Source organism: Bacillus cereus group sp. MYBK30-2, assembly GCF_051915945.1.
Classification (GTDB): Bacteria; Bacillota; Bacilli; order Bacillales; family Bacillaceae_G; genus Bacillus_A; species Bacillus_A paramycoides.
In genome coordinates, this window is record NZ_JBQAFR010000001.1 from 131,227 (window position 1) to 150,076 (window position 18,850).

The following is an 18,850-nucleotide window of genomic DNA, read 5'->3' on the forward strand; positions in this document are numbered from 1 at the left end:
TAAAAATAAAAAGGATGTCAGTTGCATGACATTCTTTTTATTTTGGATTAAAGAGGTATGTGTATGATTCTGAAAATTGTTATTTTTGGAATCATTCCATATAATGAAGGGTATAGGGGTTTGTACAGGGGAGTTATGAATGAAAAATACTTTAGTTAGTTAATTATTTCTCATTTTAATCAAAATAATTATGAATTGAGTTGGAGTTGAATACATTGGCACAAAATCATTTTAAATGGAGTAATAATCAATTACGAGAGCATGTGGAAGTAATAGACGGCACAAGAAGTCCTCACATTTTATTTAAGAATGCAACATATTTAAATCCGTACATACGTGAATGGACGGTAGCGAACATTTGGATATATGATGATCGAATAGTATATGTGGGAGAAAAATTGCCGCAGCAATTAAATGATTGTGAAGTCATAGATTGCGAAGGGAAGTATTTAGTTCCCGGTTATATAGAACCGCATGCGCATCCATATCAATTATATAATCCAGAGACTTTAGCAAATCATGCGATGCAATTTGGTACAACTACATTAATAAATGATAATTTAACTTTATTTTTCACATTACAACGTGAAGTAGCGTTTCGTTTATTAGATGAATTCAAAAAGATTCCAGCAAGTATGTATTGGTGGTGTCGCTTTGATGGACAAACGGAACTGCAAGATGAGCGATTGGTGTTTAATAATGAGGAAATAATGGAATGGCTTAACCATGAAGATATTCTTCAGGGCGGCGAGTTAACAGCGTGGCCAAAACTGTTACATGGCGATGAGCAAATGCTATCGTGGGTACAGGAAACGAAACGATTACAGAAGAAAATAGAAGGGCATTTTCCGGGGGCATCTGAAACAACGTTAGCGAAATTAAAGTTACTAGGTACCGATTGTGATCATGAAGCGATGACAGGGCAGGAAGCGTTAACACGCCTTATGCAAGGTTACACCGTTTCTCTGAGAAACTCATCAATCCGCCCAGATTTAGAAGTTTTACTGAAAGAATTACTGGAATTAGATGTTAAGCAATTTGATAGATTCATTTTAACAACTGACGGTTCACATCCTTCATTTTATGAAAATGGAATGACGAATAGGGTGATAGAAATAGCGATAAAGCAAGGAATCCCAGTAATTGATGCTTATAATATGGGAAGCTATAATATTGCTCGTTATTATAATATGGAGCATTTACACGGTACGATTGCGACAGGAAGAATTGCAAACATAAATATATTGGAAAGCAAGGAAAATCCAACTCCGATTAGTGTAATTGCAAAAGGAAAATGGATGAAGCGTGATGGAATAAACAAAATTGAATCATTAAATATAGAGTGGGATAAATTCCAAGTAGCTCCTTTACAATTAGAATGGTGCTTGCAGAAAGAAGATATGATTTTTACTGATGCAACTGGCATAAAATTATTAAACGACGTTATTACAAAGCCATATGTTAGTGAAATCGAATTAAACTGTAATGAACTTTCTTATGAACATGATGAATGTTTCCTCATGATGATTGCTTGTGATGGTACTTGGCGAGTGAATACAGTTGTGAAAGGTTTTGCGAATCGATTAGGTGGCTTTGCAAGCTCTTACTCTGGTACGGGGGATATTGTTCTAATTGGAAAGAGTAAAGAAGATATGTTATGCGCTTTTAATAGAGTAAAAGAACTCGGCGGTGGAATGGTACTAACTGAAAGGAATGAAGTTTTACATGAAATTTCATTGCCTTTATTAGGTATTATGTCAGACTTAGAAATGAGCGCATTAATACATAAAGAGAAAATGATGGTGAAATTATTACAAGAACGAGGTTATTCTTATAACGATCCTGCTTTCACAATACTATTTTTTTCTGCGACTCATCTACCTTTCATTAGAGTAACACCGGTAGGTTTATTTGATGTGAAGAATAATGAGGTACTTGCTTTACCAGTTAAACGTGTAGATTAATATGAAAAATAAATCCCCTATAGAATGGACCTATCCAAAGTCTATTCTATAGGGGATTTATCTTTTTCAGCATGGGAATAGAATCTCCTCAAAAACAAATAATATAGTATCTAAATTACTTGAGGTGATACTTAAATATGAAAAAACTATTGTATGTTTTAAGTGTATTTATTTTGTGTGTATCTATTCAACAAGTTGTACATTCTCAAACAGATGCACCAAGGTTGTCTTCGGATTGTCTGAAAGAAAGGAAAATTCGTGATGAAAAGTATGTGAAAAATATAATGAAGGACATCAAATCTACTTTCGAAATAAATGTTGATGAAAATAGTTTTATGGAGGTCAGCAAAAGAGACTTAGAGGCTGCGCATTTGATGTATGGTGGAAGGGAAAATGATTCTTATTATAATTCGTTAACTAAAGTTTTTGCTAATGGCGGATATAGAGGAGAGCCTAGGTTGTTTGTGAAGGCACTTGAAGCATTTTTACTGTATAAAGAAATAGACGATACAAATGTTATGAAACGCTTAAAACTTGAAAAAGGGGAATGGGTTGTTACCGAAACGAAAAAGAAGCAAGGGAAAATAGTGGAATACAAACCGTTACAATGTGAAAAGGATTATCTGAAAAAGAGAAATGAATATCATAATATAAAATGATGTAACCAAATACTAATTAAGGTTGTTTCTATCCACTGATAGCTTGTTGTTTATATAAAATAGGGAAAGGTAAGTAAACATATTAGTCTTATGTAATATGCTTATTTACCTTTTTTTGAATGGGTTTAAAATTCGGAATGGTGTTTGGTGAAAATTATTTGCTGGCTAATGCAATTATAATATTCAACGGATCCTTTCATCGTAAAAAGAAGAGTTTGTGTAAAAAGATTTATACATTGCTGAACCGTTTGTGTATATTTTATTCTACAGTATTAATAAAGGAATGTTTGCTATTCATAAGAAATATCATTGGCACGGTTTTTGCTTGTATTAAATTTAAGGAGGGAGGATTAAACTTAAGGAATTTGTATTAGTAATAGTAAAAAACAAGCGACTATTGCATCATTAATCTTACTTGTATTTATAGCGGAACTGTAAATACATACAAATAAGAATGTTTTGGTTTAAAAATTCAGAATTTTCTTTTAAATTATTAGGGGGTAACGGTATGGTTAAATATTCAAAAATTTCTAAGCTGATTCTTGGTGTTGGACTAGTGACAATATCATGTAATAGTTTACAAATTCAAGCAGAGACAAAAGAGAAAAATGTGAAGAACGTATTACAAATGGAGCCAGTAGGAATACAGAAATCCGTTGATGAGCTGGCGCACTCTTCGAAAGTACAAGAAAATGCATCTTTTACAAAACGGTTAAAGTTAGCGGACTTATCGCAGCGTCCACCGATGCCGAATGAAAATACTAAACAGCTCACTGAAGAAAAGAAATATTCAATGGCTGAATTAAATCAATTAAGTAACAAGCAATTGGCTGATCTTCTAGTTACGATTCAATGGTATCAAATTCCAGAGTTATTTCAGTTTAATAATGATAGTCTCAAATTCTATCAAGATGATAGTCGAATACAAACACTTGTTGATAAGCTAGCAGAACAAGGACAAACCTATACGAAGGACGACTCAAAAGGAATTGAAACACTGGTAGAAGTTTTACGCTCAGGTTTTTATTTAGGTTTTTATCATCAAGAGTTAAGTAAATTAAGTGAGCGTAGCTATCATGATAAATGTTTACCAGCTTTAAAAACAATTGCGAAGAACCCGAATTTTAAACTTGGTACACCAGAACAAAATAAAGTAATTTCGTCTTATGGAATGTTAGTTGGAGGCGCGTCAGCTGATGTAGAAGTTATTCAATATGCAGGTGAAATCTTTAAGCAATATAACGATAATCTTTCTACGTATATTGAAGATCGAACCAAAGGCGACGCTGTGTACAATTTGATGAAAGAAATTGATTATGAAGTTCAGTCGTATATGTATGCTACAGGAAAAGAACCAAAAGATATGATGTGGTATGGAAAAATTGATGGCTTTATTAATGAGATAAATCGGTTTGCACTAATAGGTACAGTAACAGACAAAAACGGATGGTTAATTAATAATGGTATTTACTATGCTAGTCGTTTTGGGAAGTTTTATAGTACACCAACAAAAGGACAACAAGTTGTTACAGAGGCAATGCGGATATATTCATATTTAGGGCAACAATATTTTGTTGCGGCAGAACAAATTGCTACTAATTACGGCGGGGTAGATGCCAATGGAAAAACGGTAAATTTAGATCAAATTCGAGAAGATGGTAAGAAACATTATTTGCCAAAAACGTACACGTTTGATGATGGAGCTATTGTCTTTAAAGCAGGGGATAAAGTTAGCGAAGAGAAAATTAAACGTTTATATTGGGCGGCAAAAGAAGTTCGTTCTCAATTTTATCGTACAGTTGGTAGTGATAAACCACTTGAAAATGGACATGCCGATGATGTGTTAACGATGGTTATTTATAATAGTCCAGATGAGTATCAATTTAATCGTCAACTGTACGGATATGAAACGAATAATGGTGGGATTTATATTGAAGGAACAGGGACTTTCTTTACATATGAACGTACACCAGAGCAAAGTATTTATAGTTTGGAAGAATTGTTCCGCCATGAATTTACACACTATTTACAGGGAAGATACGAGGTTCCGGGATTATGGGGCCAAGGGGAAATGTATCAAAATGAACGTTTAACATGGTTTGAAGAAGGAAATGCGGAGTTCTTTGCAGGTTCAACGCGATTAGACAGTGTAGTACCACGAAAAAGCATAATTGGTGGATTGTCTTATGACCCTGCGAAACGTTATACAGCAGCACAAACATTAAATGCAAAATATGGAACGTGGGATTTCTATAACTATTCGTTTGCATTACAATCTTATATGTATAATAACCGTCCAGAAATGTTTGATAAAGTGCATGATTTAATTCGTGCAAATGATGTTCCAGGTTACGACACGTATCGTTCTACATTAAGCAAAGATAATAAATTAAATGAAGAATATCAATCTTATATGCAAATGCTTATTGATAATCGTGATAAGTATACAATTCCACAAGTATCAGATGAGTATTTAGCACAGCATGCTCCGAAACCGCTTTCAGATGTTGCGTCAGATATAACCAATGAAGCAAAGTTAAAAAATGTGAAGTTAACAAAGAATAAATCGCAATTCTTTAATACATTCACACTACAGGGAACATATACAGGAAGTGCAGCAAAAGGAGAAATTGAGGACTGGAAAGTGATGAATCAAGCAACGAATGATATGTTGAAACATCTATCAGAAAAAGAGTGGAGTGGATACAAAACATTGACTGCTTATTTTGTAAATTACCGTGTCAATGATGCTGGACAATTTGAATATGATGTTGTATTTAGTGGAGTAAATACGGAAGAAGGTACTGCTGTAGAAAAAGAACCGAATAATTCATTTGATACAGCAAATCCATTATCTTTGAACACGTTATTAAGAGGAAACTTAAGTGATCAAGATCAAGTTGACCGATTTGTTATCGATGTAAAGGATCCAAAAGATTTACAAATTACAGTTACGAACGAACAAAACCTTGGACTGAACTGGGTGTTATATTCTGAATCAGATCTAGATAATTATGTAACGTATGCAACAAAACGTGATGGAAACAAATTGCTTGGAAATTATAATGCGAAGCCAGGGAAATATTACTTAAGTGTATATAAATATGGTGGTGGAACAGGGAATTATACAGTAGAAGTAAAATAATTTAATAATGAAGAAAATAAAATTTCTTTGTTAGTAAAATCGATTGATATTGAAAAAAAATCTACTGAAATATTAATTTTTAATAAAAACCAGTGAAAACTTGTATATTATATGGATATTTATTGTGTAGAAATGATGTGGGTGCTTTTGAATTAAAGTTCTTGTTAAATTAAATGTAATTGAAAATGGCTATTTTCAATTACAGGTGCGGTTTTTATAATAACACTTATACTTAAACGATTTTAGTATTGTATTTTTTAGTGTAGGAAAGTATGTAATGCCAGTATAACCCCGTATTAAGAACGGGGTTATACTGGCATTAGATTTTATATTTAAATACCTGCATTGGATTTTGACAGGAAAGAAACTATTACGGATTAAAATTCTCGTCCATAAAGCAACTTCATGGTTGTGTATACTGAAATCATTTTGTATATTAACTCATCTCGCTATAGTAGTTTATCAGTAGATTCATACAAAGAATGGAGTAAATAACCTGTAGGTTAAAAAACTTATAGTATGAAAATCACGTTTCACCATTAAAATGACCATTTTAATCTTCTTAATGCTTCTTCATTTCTATCTCTATTTTTTTTGTCAAATCAGTTGATACTTTATGAAAATACCCCATAACTATCTTTCTAATATCATCGGATATGACTTTCAAATCACTAGCTAAATTTTCAGCAAGATGTTCTTTTTCAATGTGTGATAACTTCGCATAAAATTCACCAGCCTGCCCAAAGTCGTCTTGCTTAGTTAAAGAAGTTCTTTCAAGTTTTCCTTCAACGTATCTTCCGTCACCGCTTGTAATTTGATTAGCAGGTGTCCAACTTTGCTGTTGGTTAATCGTTAATTTACGAAATTCGGCTCCAATTCTTCTTCTTTGAGAATCACTATAAATGTTAGCGCGGCCTTGCAGCATTTTATCATCTGATAGTTCTGCACCGTCTAGTAAATTAGAAGGAGAGAAGGCGACTTTTTCTACTTGTTCCATATAATTTTCAGGATTTTTATTTAATACCATTTTGCCTACTGGCATAAGAGGATACTCCTTTTCATCCCATACTTTTGTATCATCTAAAGGGTCATAAGAAAGATGTGCTTCATCTTTTGGATCCATGAGCTGGACATATAAACCATATTCCACTGATTTACCAGCCTCAATTGCATCATATAAATCTTTCCCACTATAATCTGGGTTTTCGGCAGCTAGTTTATTTGCTTCCTCACTATTAATGAATTGCACACCTTCAAATGGATACCAATGATACTTTACATACTTCCGATTACCTTGAGCATTTCTCCAAACATATGTATTTACACTATGTCCTGGGATGTGGCGAAGACTTTTTGCCGTACCAGCATCAGAGTATAAACGGACAACAAAATGAATGGATTCGGGTGCTCTAGCGACAAAACTCCAAAATCTATCAGGGTCTATTAAGTTATTTTTAGGTGAAGGCAACAACGCTTTAATAGTTTCAGGGAAACGCATCGGATCACGAACGGAAAAGACAGGAATGTGATTACATAAAAGATCAAATACGCCTTCTTTTGTATAAAATTTTGTAGCAAAACCGCGTACATTTCTAGAAGTATCAGGTGTTCCCTTCGTACTAACAGCTAATGAAAACCGTACCATAATAGGAACCTTCTCATTAGAATTTTGTAAAAAGTTCAGTTTTGTATGTTCAGACATCGGATATATCGTTTGAAAATAACCAAATGCACCAAAGCCTTTTACATGAACAGGTCTTTCTAAAATTTTTTCATGAATAAATTCTTGTAACGCTTCGTGCAGAACACTATCTTGCTTTAGAACAGGTCCACGTGAACCAACTGTTTGAGAGTGGAGTTTAGCTGGTTCATTAAGCTCTCGATTTTGATTAAAGTCTTCTCCTAATAAGGATTGCCTCTGTTTATCATATTTTTCATTCATCAATATAGCCTCCAAAATTTTTTCGTTGATTGTTACTAAATATGATTCTTTAGCCTTGATTATGTATTACATACAAAGTTCAAATTAGTAACATACCGCTAGAAGAAAAAAACGTATATGTAGTGGACCTGTTGAAACAAAAAGAATTATGAAAAAATGAATATCGTGAAAGAAATGCTTTTGATGAAATTTTAAGGTTTATTTATATAAATTATGTTTTGCTTTTGAAAATAAGAAAAGGGACGAAAAACTAGGAGGAATTTATCATGACGGATTGGTTTCAATTAGATAAAGAATACATTATGCCTACGTATTGTCGTACGGAGGTTGCGATAGAAAGAGGAGAAGGATGTAAACTGTATGATGTAAACGGGAAAGAATATTTAGATCTATTTTCTGGTGTAGGTGTGAATTTATTAGGCTACAATCATCCAAACATTGTGCAGACTACATTAGAGCAAGTTACGAAATGCTTGCATCTTCCATTCCATTTTTTAAATCCAGTTGCGATTGAATATGCAAAGAAATTAGTTGATTATACTTTGCAAAATGGTAAGGTCTTCTACACAAACTCTGGTACTGAGGCTACAGAAACGACTTTGAAATTAATTGATAAATATAGAACTATAACAAACGAAGAACGTGACGGAGTAGTTGTATTGAAAGGTAGTTTTCATGGAAGAACATTAGGCGCACTTCATTTTACAAGACAAGAAAGTATACATCAAAACTTCCCGAAAACATCTATTCCTGTATATGAAGTGGAACGAGAAAATATAGAAGAACTAGAAAGAACGATTATTAATGAAAATCCCATTGCAATTATGGTAGAGCCTGTATTAGGAAGTGGCGGGATATATCCTTTATCAAGTGAATATTTAAATGGCGTTCAACATCTGTGTGAGCAATATAATGTAATTCTAATTGTTGATGAAGTACAAAGTGGTATGGGCAGAACAGGGAAATTATTTGCGTATCAAAACTTCAATATTACACCAGACATTATTCAATTTGGTAAAGGGGCAGGAGGCGGGATACCGCTAGGAGGAATCATTGTAGGCGAAAAGCTATGTGATGTATTTTCACCAGGAGATCATGGAACAACATTTGCTCATTCATCTATGGGAACGGCTTTAGGATTAACGGTTTTAAAAACATTAATTGATGATGGTTTAATGGAGGAAGCTTATGAAACATCACTATATTTAAATGATAAACTTCAAGAAATTCAGAAAGAAAATTCGTATCTCATTAAGGAAGTGCGTCACTCTGGAATGATGTTTGGAATTAGTTTGAATTATACGAATGAAAACGTAAAGAAATTACAGTTAGCGTTATTGGATAGAGGGATGTTAGTTGATGTTACGCAAGGGAATATCATTCGTTTACTTCCGCCATATATTATTACAAAAGAAGAGATTGATACATTTGTTAATGAGTTTATTTCCTGTATTCATAGAGTGTCAGCTATAGCAAGTGTTTGATTTCTATGTATAATATTTTCACTACAATAAATTAATTGTTTGTGACGATTAGAATGTCAAAAGTAACTTGTTTTCAATTCACATAAAAGGAGATTAGGGGAGAAAATCATTGATTTATATTCTCTCACGCACTATAAAATATAATAAATGTAAAGCTTGAAAAAGGCACTAATATAGTGTCTTTTCTTATTTTAAAGTACTTATTTCCTTAACCTGGAAAGCATCTCATTGGACAAATAATTAATTATGTGAAACAATAATAACAGATAAGGAGACGTTGCTTTTCCTTAAGTGCTTCGTATTGAATTTATTCTAGTAAGAGAAGGTGTGCTTAAAGAAGTTAAATTAAATAAGGGGCTGTTTTACTATATGCAACAAAATAATGATTTAAATTTTGAATCTCAAGACGTTAATATTGTCAATCCTAAACAAGCTAGGAAAGCAGTTGTTGCTACTGGCATTGGGAATGCAATGGAGTGGTTTGACTTTGGATTATACGCGTATTTAGCGGTAATTTTAAGTCAATTATTCTTCTCAGGTGTGGATAATAGTGGTTTGCAACTTGTGCTAACATTTGGTACATTTGCGGCGGCCTTTCTAGTTCGACCGATTGGAGGTATTTTCTTTGGGAGAATTGGTGATAAATATGGCCGTAAGATTGTTTTAAGTACAACTATTATTTTAATGGCACTATCTACATTATTCATCGCATTACTACCAACCTATGAACAAATTGGTGTATGGGCACCAATACTACTTTTAATTGCACGAATGATTCAAGGCTTCTCTACAGGCGGCGAATATTCAGGAGCAATGGTTTATATCGCAGAATCTTCTCCAGATAAAAAGCGTGGTATACTCGGTAGTGGTCTTGAAATTGGGACACTCTCAGGTTACATTGCTGCTTCGGTAATTGTTACCATTTTGACGTTATTGTTAACAGATGAGCAAATGCTCAGCTGGGGATGGCGTATTCCTTTCTTAATTGCTGCACCAATTGGTTTGGTCGGTTTATATTTACGACGTCATTTAGATGAATCTCCAATCTTTAAAGAGATGGAAAAAGCACAAGGGGAATCTGAAGACAATGAACAAATTCCGTTTAGTGATATATTAAAATATCACAAGAAAGACTTCTTATTAAGCACAGTAATTGTTGCCTTCTTTAACATTACAAACTATATGATCCTTTCGTATATTCCTTCTTATTTAACACAAGTATTAAAAGTCAAAGAAACAACTGGCTTATTAATCATTTCAATTACGATGGCACTTATGATTCCACTGGCACTTTATTTTGGTAAATTAAGTGATAAAGTTGGTAATAAGCGCGTAGTACAAATCGGTTTAATTGGTTTAACATTATGTTCAATTCCAGCATTTTTATTAATAGGAAACGGATATATTGCGGCTATATTTGCGGGTATTTTCGTCTTAGGTTTCTTCCTTAGTGTTTATGAAGGAACATTGCCTTCGTTATTACCAGCACTCTTTTTCACCGATGTACGTTATCGTGCACTTTCTATCTCCTTTAATATATCTGTATCCATATTCGGTGGGACAACACCACTTGTATGTTCATACTTAGTTCATGCTACTGGTAACCCGCTCGCACCAGCATTTTATTTAACAGGTGTAAGTGTAATTGGATTAATTGTATTTAGTGTACTATTTGTCACAACATCAGGACGTGCACTAAAAGGTTCTTATCCTACTGTAGAATCGAAAAAAGAAGCACATCAAATTGCTAAAGAGGATCCTGAAGAAACACTTTGGTGGCATGAAGAATCTTTAGAAATTGAAGCAGGAAAAAAAGCATAATTTGTGAAAAGCAACGTGGACTTTTACACAAAAAGACTCCTAGTTTAATAGGAGTCTTTTTGTATACATCATTTTCTGTTCTTCTTCAAACTCTTCTGATACGCATAAAGCTTATGAACCTCTTCCTTAAATTCATGCAGAAGTACAGTGTTTTCACCATTTGAGTAACGTACTGCATTATACGCATCTATAATGATATGCCTCTGAATATTTACACCTTCTTCATCATTAATTCTCTCTAGCCAAGCTTCAACTGTTTCTCCTCGTTCACGGTTTAAAGGAGGGGATAACTTACTCTCCAGTTTGAAAATTTCTTTCCGAATTTCGTTATGTGGTGGTTTATTTCGCTTCATTCGTTTTTGGCTAATTCCTTCTTTATCAGTAATGATTGTAGATTCGAAGACTGGCATGTTTGCTAAGCTCAAATATTTTCGTTTTTTTACTATTTTCCAAACGACGTAAATAGCGATGGTTGTACAAACTATTATTGTAATGCTATTTATGAGTATTGGGTCAAAGTCAGGAAGTTTTTTCCCATCTTCAATGTTAGGTTTTAATAGATGCCCTTTATTTGCCCAAACTCCTTCTGTATCTTTCATTTCAGCTGCTATTAGTAATGGATTTATAGCATAACCAAACCCTAAAGCAACTGCTTGTATGATGTAAGAAAAAATAAGCCGAATATAAGGGAATACCGGAATAAGTAAAGCACTAATTATTCCAATAGTAATGATAGAAGCGAAACGTAATAGTTGTTGTTTGCGATTGGCCCCAGTTAGCCAAAATGCAATCATAATGTGCAAAGCTAATAATAACAATTTCCATAATGGAGGAAATGGTGCATAAAATATAGCTGAAACGACAAACCATACAATGCCGCCTAACGATTTTTGAACTGGATATCCAGGTCCGACCGCGTGTACGATAAAGAAGAAAAGCGGTAACATAATTGTGCCAAAAAGAGAAAATGGTAGTGTTAAAGAACAACCGACTATTTGAGCAACTAACAGTATTACAAATCCTGTTGTTTTTTTCTTCATAAATTTATTAATAAGAAGTACTCCTGCATAACCGGTCGCTAAAAATATAGCAATACCAACTAATTCATCCCTTTCTGTTAATAACGAAAGGAGAAGGAGCAGAATAAAGTCATTAATGTGATAGAGCCAAGTTTTCAACTGGTTCCACCATCCCTTCGTTATTAATGAGAAACGTAGGCTGCGATAGAAGAGGGAGCTCATTCTTCTGCAAGCCAATGTAAATCAATGTAGATGATCGCGCTCTTTTTCTAGTGACATAATGAAGGAATCCTTGTTTCGGAAGTAACGTACTATCATCTGAAATACGTGCTAATTCCTCTAACGTCTTTGCGTAATGCGTTTGTCCGTCGTTTAAAGGTAAGTGCAATGGGCCACCTTCTGCTAAAATACTAATAAATAATTCAAATGGAATTTGATGCTTCGTTGCGAATTGACAAATGTACGTTGTAAATGAAATAAGGTCTTCTACATTCTCTTTCCAACCAAACCCACGATCAGCAGCTAAAGAAAGACAAATCGTCCAACTATAATTTTTTACAGGTTCATATTGCTTCGCCTGTAACGCCTGCATTTTAGCAGATGCTTTCCAATGAATAGAGCGAAAAGACTCACGTTCATATCGTTTAACACCGATAATAGATGTTTCATCATTGTAAAAAGAAAAATTCGTTCGATAAGAACCATTTAATAGTTGCTGAAGTTCTTGTAAACCCGCTACTTCTTTAGGAGAAGGGTATACTATAATTTCAGTTTTTAACTTATCGAAAACAGGTAAATGTACAGTTAATAAATGAAAAGGGTCTTTTAATACACATTCGAACTGTTCAATTTGAAACACACCACGTTCCGTTGCAGTTAATGTTAAATCCCATTTTTGTGCTGAATGAGCAGGTTGTGAAAATGGGAAAGAGAATAACGTTTTTGATATTTGTTCAATTCCTTGATCTTTATGCGGTATAAGGGACGAATTTAAATGAAAATAACAAACGCCGTTAACAAGTGGTATATTTGCCCCATTTTTTAAATGGATATAAAACTGTCCAGACTCATCAGGGAAAAGCCGAGTAGTTTGCTTCTCATTTATAACTTGAAATTTTTTCTCTATGTAAGCGACATATTTATAAATAAAAATCGCAAATAAATAGTAGAAGAAAAAGAGAAACATAATAATTCGTTGCGGCAGAAAAAACGTAAATAGTATAGCGCCTGGCACAGTTAATTGAATAATATGGAGTTGAAAAAATAAAGGTACAGTTACAACGCGCTGTCCATTCATGCTTGCTCAATCTCCACAGGTACGTCAACTTCTTTTAAAATCCTTTGCATGATTTCATTTTTTGTTGTACGTAAAGCACCTTCCATAGACAATACAATACGATGATTCCAAACGGAAGGTACTAAAAATTGTATATCTTCAGGTGTGCAATATTCTCTACCACGTAAAAAGGCTAATGCTTGAACTGCATGTACTAAAGCTAATGTGGCACGCGGGCTAACACCGTTTGCAATGTAATCGTGATTTCGGGTCGCATGAGCAAGTTTAATAATGTAGTGTTCTAACGGTTCTGATACAAACACTTCTTTCACCTGTTTCTGTGCTTTTAAAATATCTTCTAAAGAAATGATAGATGTAACGCTTTCTAACGGTGTGTTATTGCGAAAACGGCGCATCATTTTTAACTCATCTTCAGGAGCCGGATAACCAATAGAAATCGTCATTAAAAAGCGATCAAGCTGCGCATCTGGAAGAGGGAAAGTTCCTTGTGATTCAATCGGGTTTTGCGTCGCAATAACAAAGAACGGTTTCGGAAGAGGAGTAGACTGCTTTTCTAGAGTTACTTGTCGTTCTTCCATCGCTTCTAACAAACTAGACTGAGTTCTCGGCATCGCGCGGTTAATTTCATCCGCAAGTAATATGTTTGTCACGACTGGTCCGAGTCTTAACTCGAATTCACTCGTTTTCGGATTGAAATACTCAATACCAGTTACATCACTCGGTAGTACATCAGGTGTAAATTGAACACGAGAAAAACTACCACCAATACTTTTGGAAATTGTTTTAGCTAGTAATGTTTTCCCGGTGCCAGGTACATCTTCAAGTAGTACGTGTCCGTCAGCAAGCAGTGAAACGATGAGTAAATCAATAACATTCTCCTTACCGACAAAAACAGATCCTATATTTTCTTTTAATTTATTTATCACATGTATCATTCCTTTCAAAATAAAAGCGGATATTTCTATATTTTAACAAATTATTCAGAAAATTGGTATTATTTTTTAATTCAAAGAAATGGATATTAAAAGAAGATGATTCCGTATGTGTAGTAGACGGAATCATCTTCTTTCATTATTATCTAAATTCATTTTGTTCACTCTTTTTTATATAATAAAAAACATATAATTAAGGCGTAGAACTAAGAGCGAAGTAATAATCCTAACAAAATCATAAATGACAACGAAGCTGTTAAGTAACAAAAAAGTAGTCATTTGAAACATAATAAGGCGCCAGCCATGCTATTTAATAATCGGACCAAATTGTTGAGTAACGTTTTTGATAATGTTTTAGATTTATGTTAATAACATCATGGAAGTTGTTAAGGTTTTCACTTAAAGAAAATATAAGGTGAGTAGGATTTGTTTCTAAACCAATTTACATTTGTTTGGGAATTTAAATGAAAATAGAACCATATAAAATTATGAAGGGAGGAGAGTCATAAAATGCAGAGTATGAACAATTATTTTCGGGCGCGTGCGAGTATGGTGTACATGATGACTAATAATGAAGTGATGAATTCCATTATTGCTTTTCACATGGACACGAATGGAATGCTCACCTTTGTGGGTTCTTATCCAACATACGGAAGAGGTACTGGTATAAAGGAGGTTTCTACAGAAACGGCAAATGATGGTATAGATCCCCTAGCATCACAAGGTTCTCTGACTTTGTCCCGTGATGGTCGTTTCCTATTTGCAGTTAACGCAGGCAGTCATAGTATCAGTAGTTTTATCATAGCAGATAACGGGGTACCGGTTTTCGTGGATGTAAAACCATCAGGAGGTGCTCAACCGAATAGCATTGGTGTGTATGGTAATCTTCTCTATGTCTCCAATGTAGGTTATGCTGCAAACAATTTTGCATCAAATATTACTGGTTTTCACATAGATGATAAAGGAAATCTTACTCCTATTCCAGGATCCACCCATTCTCTCAGTACCTTCAATGCTCAGCCGGCACAGGTTCTCTTCACTCCGGATGGTAGTAAAATCGTTGTTTCCGAGCTTACATCAAACCATCTCAGTGTATTCCATGTAAATAAAAATGGTACGGTTACAGGACCAATTGTTAATAATTCTTACGGTAAAGGCCCATTGGGAGCTTATTTTCTATCGTCTGGAATTCTCTTAGTTACAGAAGCAGTTTCAAATGCACTGTCATCTTATTCATTGAGTAACGACGGTACCCTTCATGTAATCAGCGGCTCTGTACCAAACGGATATAAAACTGCTTGTTGGGTTATAACAACGAAAGATGAACGTTTTGCCTACACTACCAACACTTTAAGTGGCACCATTTCCACCTACCAAATTGCCCCGAATGGAGCACTGTCGGTAGTAAGGCATATTACTAGTACACCGCCGGGTACAGCACCAGGTCTTCCGATGGATGTTGGAGTGAGTAAAGATGGACGGCATTTTTACACCCTTAATGGAAATCAGGCTACAGTGTCAGTATTTAATATTCAAAGTGATGGTAGTCTAGTAAGGTTGCAGGTTGTTGCTTCATCCAATGTGCCTTACTTTGGGTCGCAAGGCTTAGCTGTTCTTTAATTCTATTGGGTACAATATGACGGTGTATGGATAGTAGACATGTAGATGAATTATGAACCCTTGACTAAAAATCAATTGTTTACCGTACTTACGTAAAACGGAAAAACCCCCTATAGAAAATTGGTAGGGGGTAATAAAAATGTTTAAGAGAAAGACTGATTTTGAGCCGGTTTAATAAATTGTTCAGGATTTTCAACAAGCCCGCACACAGCACATTGGACGCGGTAAGTTGGTCCTTGATAAGCCATATGAAAAGCGTTCATTGTTTCATTTGTGTATTCTTCTTCTACTTGACCAGTTTGCGGATTTAATTTTACTGGTTTTACTTGTTGCTCAAGAATATTAAAGCGAGTTCGGTTCGTTTTACAGCTTGGACATAGCATTGGTTCCATATGTATACACCTCCATTTGTAGCATTTCTTAAATGGTATGAATTTATGCACATAGTTTTATGGTCATGTAGAAAAAAACTTTCTCAACATAAATAGGTATATATTATATTTAAAATTCAGAAAAAATAAAATATAATATATGTAAGAACTGGTTATGTCCAAACCAAATCTCCTGTTTTATGCCAATAAGCTGGGGGGCCGAGAAATCGGCCTCATTTTTTTTGCGTTCGACTCTATAAAGAACAAGGTTATTTTGTAACATTTGTCGAATTTTTAGAGGTGAATGTAAAAGGGGGATTACTATGAATTTAAAGATGAAATACATAATTTTATATGTAGAAAAATTTGAGGAATGTTTAAGATTTTATAAAGATGTTTTACATTTACCAATAAGAGCAGAACACGGTACATATATTGAATTTGAGACTGGATCTACAATTTTAGCGATGAATACACGAGAGGATGTTAAGGAGCTAACAGGATTACCTCTTACAGAAGGTGTACTCCAATCTTCTCATTTTGAGATAGGATTCGTTGTAGAGGATGTAAAGGAAACGATTGAGAAGTTAAAAGAACAAGGGGTTAAAGTTTTAGTTGAGCCAATTGTAAAACCGTGGGGACAAACAATAGCTTACATAGCCGATCCAGACGGTAATTATATTGAAATTTGTAGTTCATTAGAATAGAAGGAGAAAAAGAGGATGGAGTTTCCAAAATTAGAAACAGAGCGTTTACTATTAAGAGAACTTACACTGTTAGATGCAGAAACAATGTTCCATTATTTTTCAAAAGAATCCGTTATTCGTTATTTCGGAATGGACTCTTTTGAAAATATTGAGCAAGCGAAAACGACAATTCAAACGTTTAGAAAGCGTTATGAAGAAGGAAGTGTATTTCGCTGGGGAATAGAGAAGAAAGGCACGGATCAGTTAATTGGTACGTGTGGGTTTCATTTAATTAACAATCATCATAAAAGAGCTGAAATTGGTTATGAGCTAGATGATACATATTGGGGGCAAGGATACGCAACAGAAGCACTACAAGCAATGTTAGCTTACGGGTTTGAAAAGTTGAACTTCATAAGAATTGCCGCTGTCGTATATATAGAAAATGAAGCTTCCCGTAATTTATTAAAAAAAGCAGGGTTTCAAGAAGAAGGATTACTTCGAAAATATATGATTCAAAATGATGTTGCTCATGACACGGTCGTTTATTCATTATTAAAAGAAGATTGGCAATAGTAATGAGCACAAGTGAAATAATGAAAGTTATTAAGGAACATAAAGATGAGCGATTTATTTTAGGTATAGACGGGCTAAGTCGTTCGGGTAAAACAACTTTGGTTAAAGAGTTGGAAGAAGATATGAAGCAAAGTGGAATCCCGTTTCATATATTCCATATTGATGATCACATAACCGAGCGTAACAAGCGATATAATACTGGATTTGAAGAGTGGTATGAGTACTACAACCTTCAATGGGATATAGAGTGGTTGCAGCAAAACTTTTTTTGGAAGTTACAAAGCAATATACAAATAGAGTTGCCTTTCTATCATGATGAAACAGACTCATGTGAAATGAAAGAAATACAGCTTCCTTTAGTAGGGGTAATAATTGTTGAAGGTGTTTTTCTGCAGCGAAAAGAATGGAGAGAGTTCTTTCATTATATGGTGTATTTGGATTGTTCAAGAGAGACAAGGTTTCTTCGCGAGAGTGAGGAAACGCAGCAGAACCTTTCAAAGTTTCAAAGTAGGTATTGGAAAGCTGAGGAGTATTATTTGGAAAAGGAATCGCCGAGGGAGTTGGCGGATTTCGTAATACGCAATATGTAACAATGTAAGTAAGTACAAAATAGAAGGTGTATTAAATGAATATATTATGGGATTTTGACGGGACGTTATTTGATACGTATCCTGCATATACAATGATACTTTCTGAAATATTAGGTGATGAAGTAGATAAACGAGAAATATACAAAAATTTAAAAATATCATATTCCCACGCAATTCAGTATTACAATATTTCAAATGATCAGGAAGAAAAGATTAAGGTTTTGAAGAAAAAGTTTACTCCAAAAGATATGAAACCATTTGAAGATGTCGAAGAGATTTTGAAATTTGCACATAAAAACGTGATTATGACACATAAACATAGGGCAGGAGTTATGGAAATCTTAAAATATTATGGATGGGACAAATACTTCGTCGACATGGTTACAATTGACGATGGTTTCCCTCGAAAACCAAACTCTTTAGCCTATGATCATTTACATAAAAAGCACAATATTGATCTAGCAATTGGAGATAGAGAGTTAGATCTATTACCTGCAAAGGAATTAGGTATTTCAACATGTATGTATCAAGGTAAATGTGATGTAGCGGATTATTCTTTATCTCATTACTCTGAGTTTTTTAAGGTAGTTATTGATAGAGATAGGGAGCTTTCTTTATAAATGGCTTGAATAAAACCTCTACTTTTTACTCGGAAAGTAGAGGTTATTTTCTATGTTTTTAAAAAATATAGTAGATTAATTCTTTCAAGTGTATAGAAGGAGATTATTATAACAATAGAAGTAC

The 18,850-nt window shown here is 34.2% G+C and carries 15 protein-coding genes; 10 read left to right on the plus strand and 5 right to left on the minus strand.

Annotated features, from left to right (window positions below; all coding sequences use genetic code 11):
• Positions 1–215 precede the first annotated feature (215 nt).
• From ACTFQM_RS00680 to colA, 3 genes are all read left to right on the plus strand, one after another.
• Complete coding sequence (locus ACTFQM_RS00680) at positions 216–1,964, plus strand: adenine deaminase C-terminal domain-containing protein (protein ID WP_440033100.1); 1,749 nt, start codon at positions 216–218, stop codon at positions 1,962–1,964.
• A 137-nt stretch (positions 1,965–2,101) separates the two neighbouring features.
• Positions 2,102–2,623: a hypothetical protein gene (locus tag ACTFQM_RS00685; protein ID WP_440033101.1), complete on the plus strand. Its 522-nt coding sequence runs from the start codon at positions 2,102–2,104 to the stop codon at positions 2,621–2,623.
• Positions 2,624–3,131: 508 nt separating this feature from the next.
• Complete coding sequence (gene colA, locus ACTFQM_RS00690; protein WP_440033102.1) at positions 3,132–5,768, plus strand: collagenase ColA; 2,637 nt, start codon at positions 3,132–3,134, stop codon at positions 5,766–5,768.
• Between the two features lie 562 nt (positions 5,769–6,330).
• Here the strand turns inward: colA and ACTFQM_RS00695 are convergent.
• Positions 6,331–7,710, minus strand: coding sequence for a catalase (locus ACTFQM_RS00695; RefSeq protein ID WP_440033103.1), 1,380 nt, complete (start codon positions 7,708–7,710; stop codon positions 6,331–6,333).
• 266 nt (positions 7,711–7,976) lie between these two features.
• Between ACTFQM_RS00695 and ACTFQM_RS00700 the strand changes: the two genes are divergently transcribed.
• Positions 7,977–9,194: an aspartate aminotransferase family protein gene (locus ACTFQM_RS00700; RefSeq protein ID WP_440033104.1), complete on the plus strand. Its 1,218-nt coding sequence runs from the start codon at positions 7,977–7,979 to the stop codon at positions 9,192–9,194.
• Between the two features lie 369 nt (positions 9,195–9,563).
• Positions 9,564–11,015, plus strand: coding sequence for an MFS transporter (locus ACTFQM_RS00705; protein WP_440033105.1), 1,452 nt, complete (start codon positions 9,564–9,566; stop codon positions 11,013–11,015).
• Positions 11,016–11,083: 68 nt separating this feature from the next.
• Here the strand turns inward: ACTFQM_RS00705 and ACTFQM_RS00710 are convergent, their stop codons facing one another.
• The 3 genes from ACTFQM_RS00710 to ACTFQM_RS00720 are packed head-to-tail and all read right to left on the minus strand — an operon-like array spanning position 11,084 to position 14,257.
• A complete protein-coding gene (locus ACTFQM_RS00710; protein ID WP_440033106.1) occupies positions 11,084–12,193 on the minus strand; it encodes a DUF4018 domain-containing protein in 1,110 nt (369 codons plus the stop codon).
• Complete coding sequence (locus ACTFQM_RS00715; protein ID WP_440033107.1) at positions 12,168–13,331, minus strand: DUF58 domain-containing protein; 1,164 nt, start codon at positions 13,329–13,331, stop codon at positions 12,168–12,170. The genes ACTFQM_RS00710 and ACTFQM_RS00715 overlap by 26 nt, the downstream gene beginning before the upstream one ends.
• Positions 13,328–14,257 carry an AAA family ATPase gene (locus tag ACTFQM_RS00720; protein ID WP_440033108.1) on the minus strand — a complete coding sequence of 310 codons (930 nt, stop codon included), beginning with the start codon at positions 14,255–14,257 and terminating at the stop codon, positions 13,328–13,330. The genes ACTFQM_RS00715 and ACTFQM_RS00720 overlap by 4 nt, the downstream gene beginning before the upstream one ends.
• A gap of 516 nt (positions 14,258–14,773) precedes the next feature.
• On the opposite strand from ACTFQM_RS00720, the gene ACTFQM_RS00725 reads away from it, so the two are divergent.
• Entirely contained in the window at positions 14,774–15,883 is a 1,110-nt protein-coding gene (locus tag ACTFQM_RS00725) for a lactonase family protein (RefSeq protein ID WP_440033109.1), read from the plus strand.
• Positions 15,884–16,026: 143 nt separating this feature from the next.
• Here ACTFQM_RS00725 and ACTFQM_RS00730 read toward each other — a convergent pair whose 3' ends face one another.
• Entirely contained in the window at positions 16,027–16,275 is a 249-nt protein-coding gene (locus tag ACTFQM_RS00730) for a hypothetical protein (RefSeq protein ID WP_000433610.1), read from the minus strand.
• Positions 16,276–16,577: 302 nt separating this feature from the next.
• Here ACTFQM_RS00730 and ACTFQM_RS00735 point away from each other — a divergent pair, with 302 nt between their 5' ends.
• From ACTFQM_RS00735 to ACTFQM_RS00750, 4 genes are read left to right on the plus strand one after another with little or no spacing between them, the layout of a single operon-like run.
• Positions 16,578–16,961 (plus strand): VOC family protein, encoded by a 384-nt coding sequence (locus ACTFQM_RS00735; RefSeq protein WP_328065080.1) that lies wholly within the window; start codon positions 16,578–16,580, stop codon positions 16,959–16,961.
• A 15-nt stretch (positions 16,962–16,976) separates the two neighbouring features.
• Positions 16,977–17,516: a GNAT family N-acetyltransferase gene (locus ACTFQM_RS00740; RefSeq protein ID WP_440033110.1), complete on the plus strand. Its 540-nt coding sequence runs from the start codon at positions 16,977–16,979 to the stop codon at positions 17,514–17,516.
• Positions 17,517–17,518: 2 nt separating this feature from the next.
• Positions 17,519–18,106: a kinase gene (locus ACTFQM_RS00745; protein ID WP_440033111.1), complete on the plus strand. Its 588-nt coding sequence runs from the start codon at positions 17,519–17,521 to the stop codon at positions 18,104–18,106.
• A gap of 35 nt (positions 18,107–18,141) precedes the next feature.
• Positions 18,142–18,726 carry an HAD-IA family hydrolase gene (locus ACTFQM_RS00750; protein ID WP_440033112.1) on the plus strand — a complete coding sequence of 195 codons (585 nt, stop codon included), beginning with the start codon at positions 18,142–18,144 and terminating at the stop codon, positions 18,724–18,726.
• Positions 18,727–18,850: the final 124 nt, after the last annotated feature.

Bases quoted from the DNA above. Each gene is read 5' to 3' on its own strand.
- ACTFQM_RS00685 (WP_440033101.1), top strand. From the start codon at position 2,102: ATGAAAAAACTATTGTATGTTTTAAGTGTATTTATTTTGTGTGTATCT.
- colA (WP_440033102.1), top strand. From the start codon at position 3,132: ATGGTTAAATATTCAAAAATTTCTAAGCTGATTCTTGGTGTTGGACTA.
- ACTFQM_RS00695 (WP_440033103.1), bottom strand. From the start codon at position 7,710: ATGAATGAAAAATATGATAAACAGAGGCAATCCTTATTAGGAGAAGAC.
- ACTFQM_RS00700 (WP_440033104.1), top strand. From the start codon at position 7,977: ATGACGGATTGGTTTCAATTAGATAAAGAATACATTATGCCTACGTAT.
- ACTFQM_RS00705 (WP_440033105.1), top strand. From the start codon at position 9,564: ATGCAACAAAATAATGATTTAAATTTTGAATCTCAAGACGTTAATATT.
- ACTFQM_RS00715 (WP_440033107.1), bottom strand. From the start codon at position 13,331: ATGAATGGACAGCGCGTTGTAACTGTACCTTTATTTTTTCAACTCCAT.
- ACTFQM_RS00725 (WP_440033109.1), top strand. From the start codon at position 14,774: ATGCAGAGTATGAACAATTATTTTCGGGCGCGTGCGAGTATGGTGTAC.
- ACTFQM_RS00730 (WP_000433610.1), bottom strand. From the start codon at position 16,275: ATGGAACCAATGCTATGTCCAAGCTGTAAAACGAACCGAACTCGCTTT.
- ACTFQM_RS00735 (WP_328065080.1), top strand. From the start codon at position 16,578: ATGAATTTAAAGATGAAATACATAATTTTATATGTAGAAAAATTTGAG.
- ACTFQM_RS00740 (WP_440033110.1), top strand. From the start codon at position 16,977: ATGGAGTTTCCAAAATTAGAAACAGAGCGTTTACTATTAAGAGAACTT.
- ACTFQM_RS00745 (WP_440033111.1), top strand. From the start codon at position 17,519: ATGAGCACAAGTGAAATAATGAAAGTTATTAAGGAACATAAAGATGAG.
- ACTFQM_RS00750 (WP_440033112.1), top strand. From the start codon at position 18,142: ATGAATATATTATGGGATTTTGACGGGACGTTATTTGATACGTATCCT.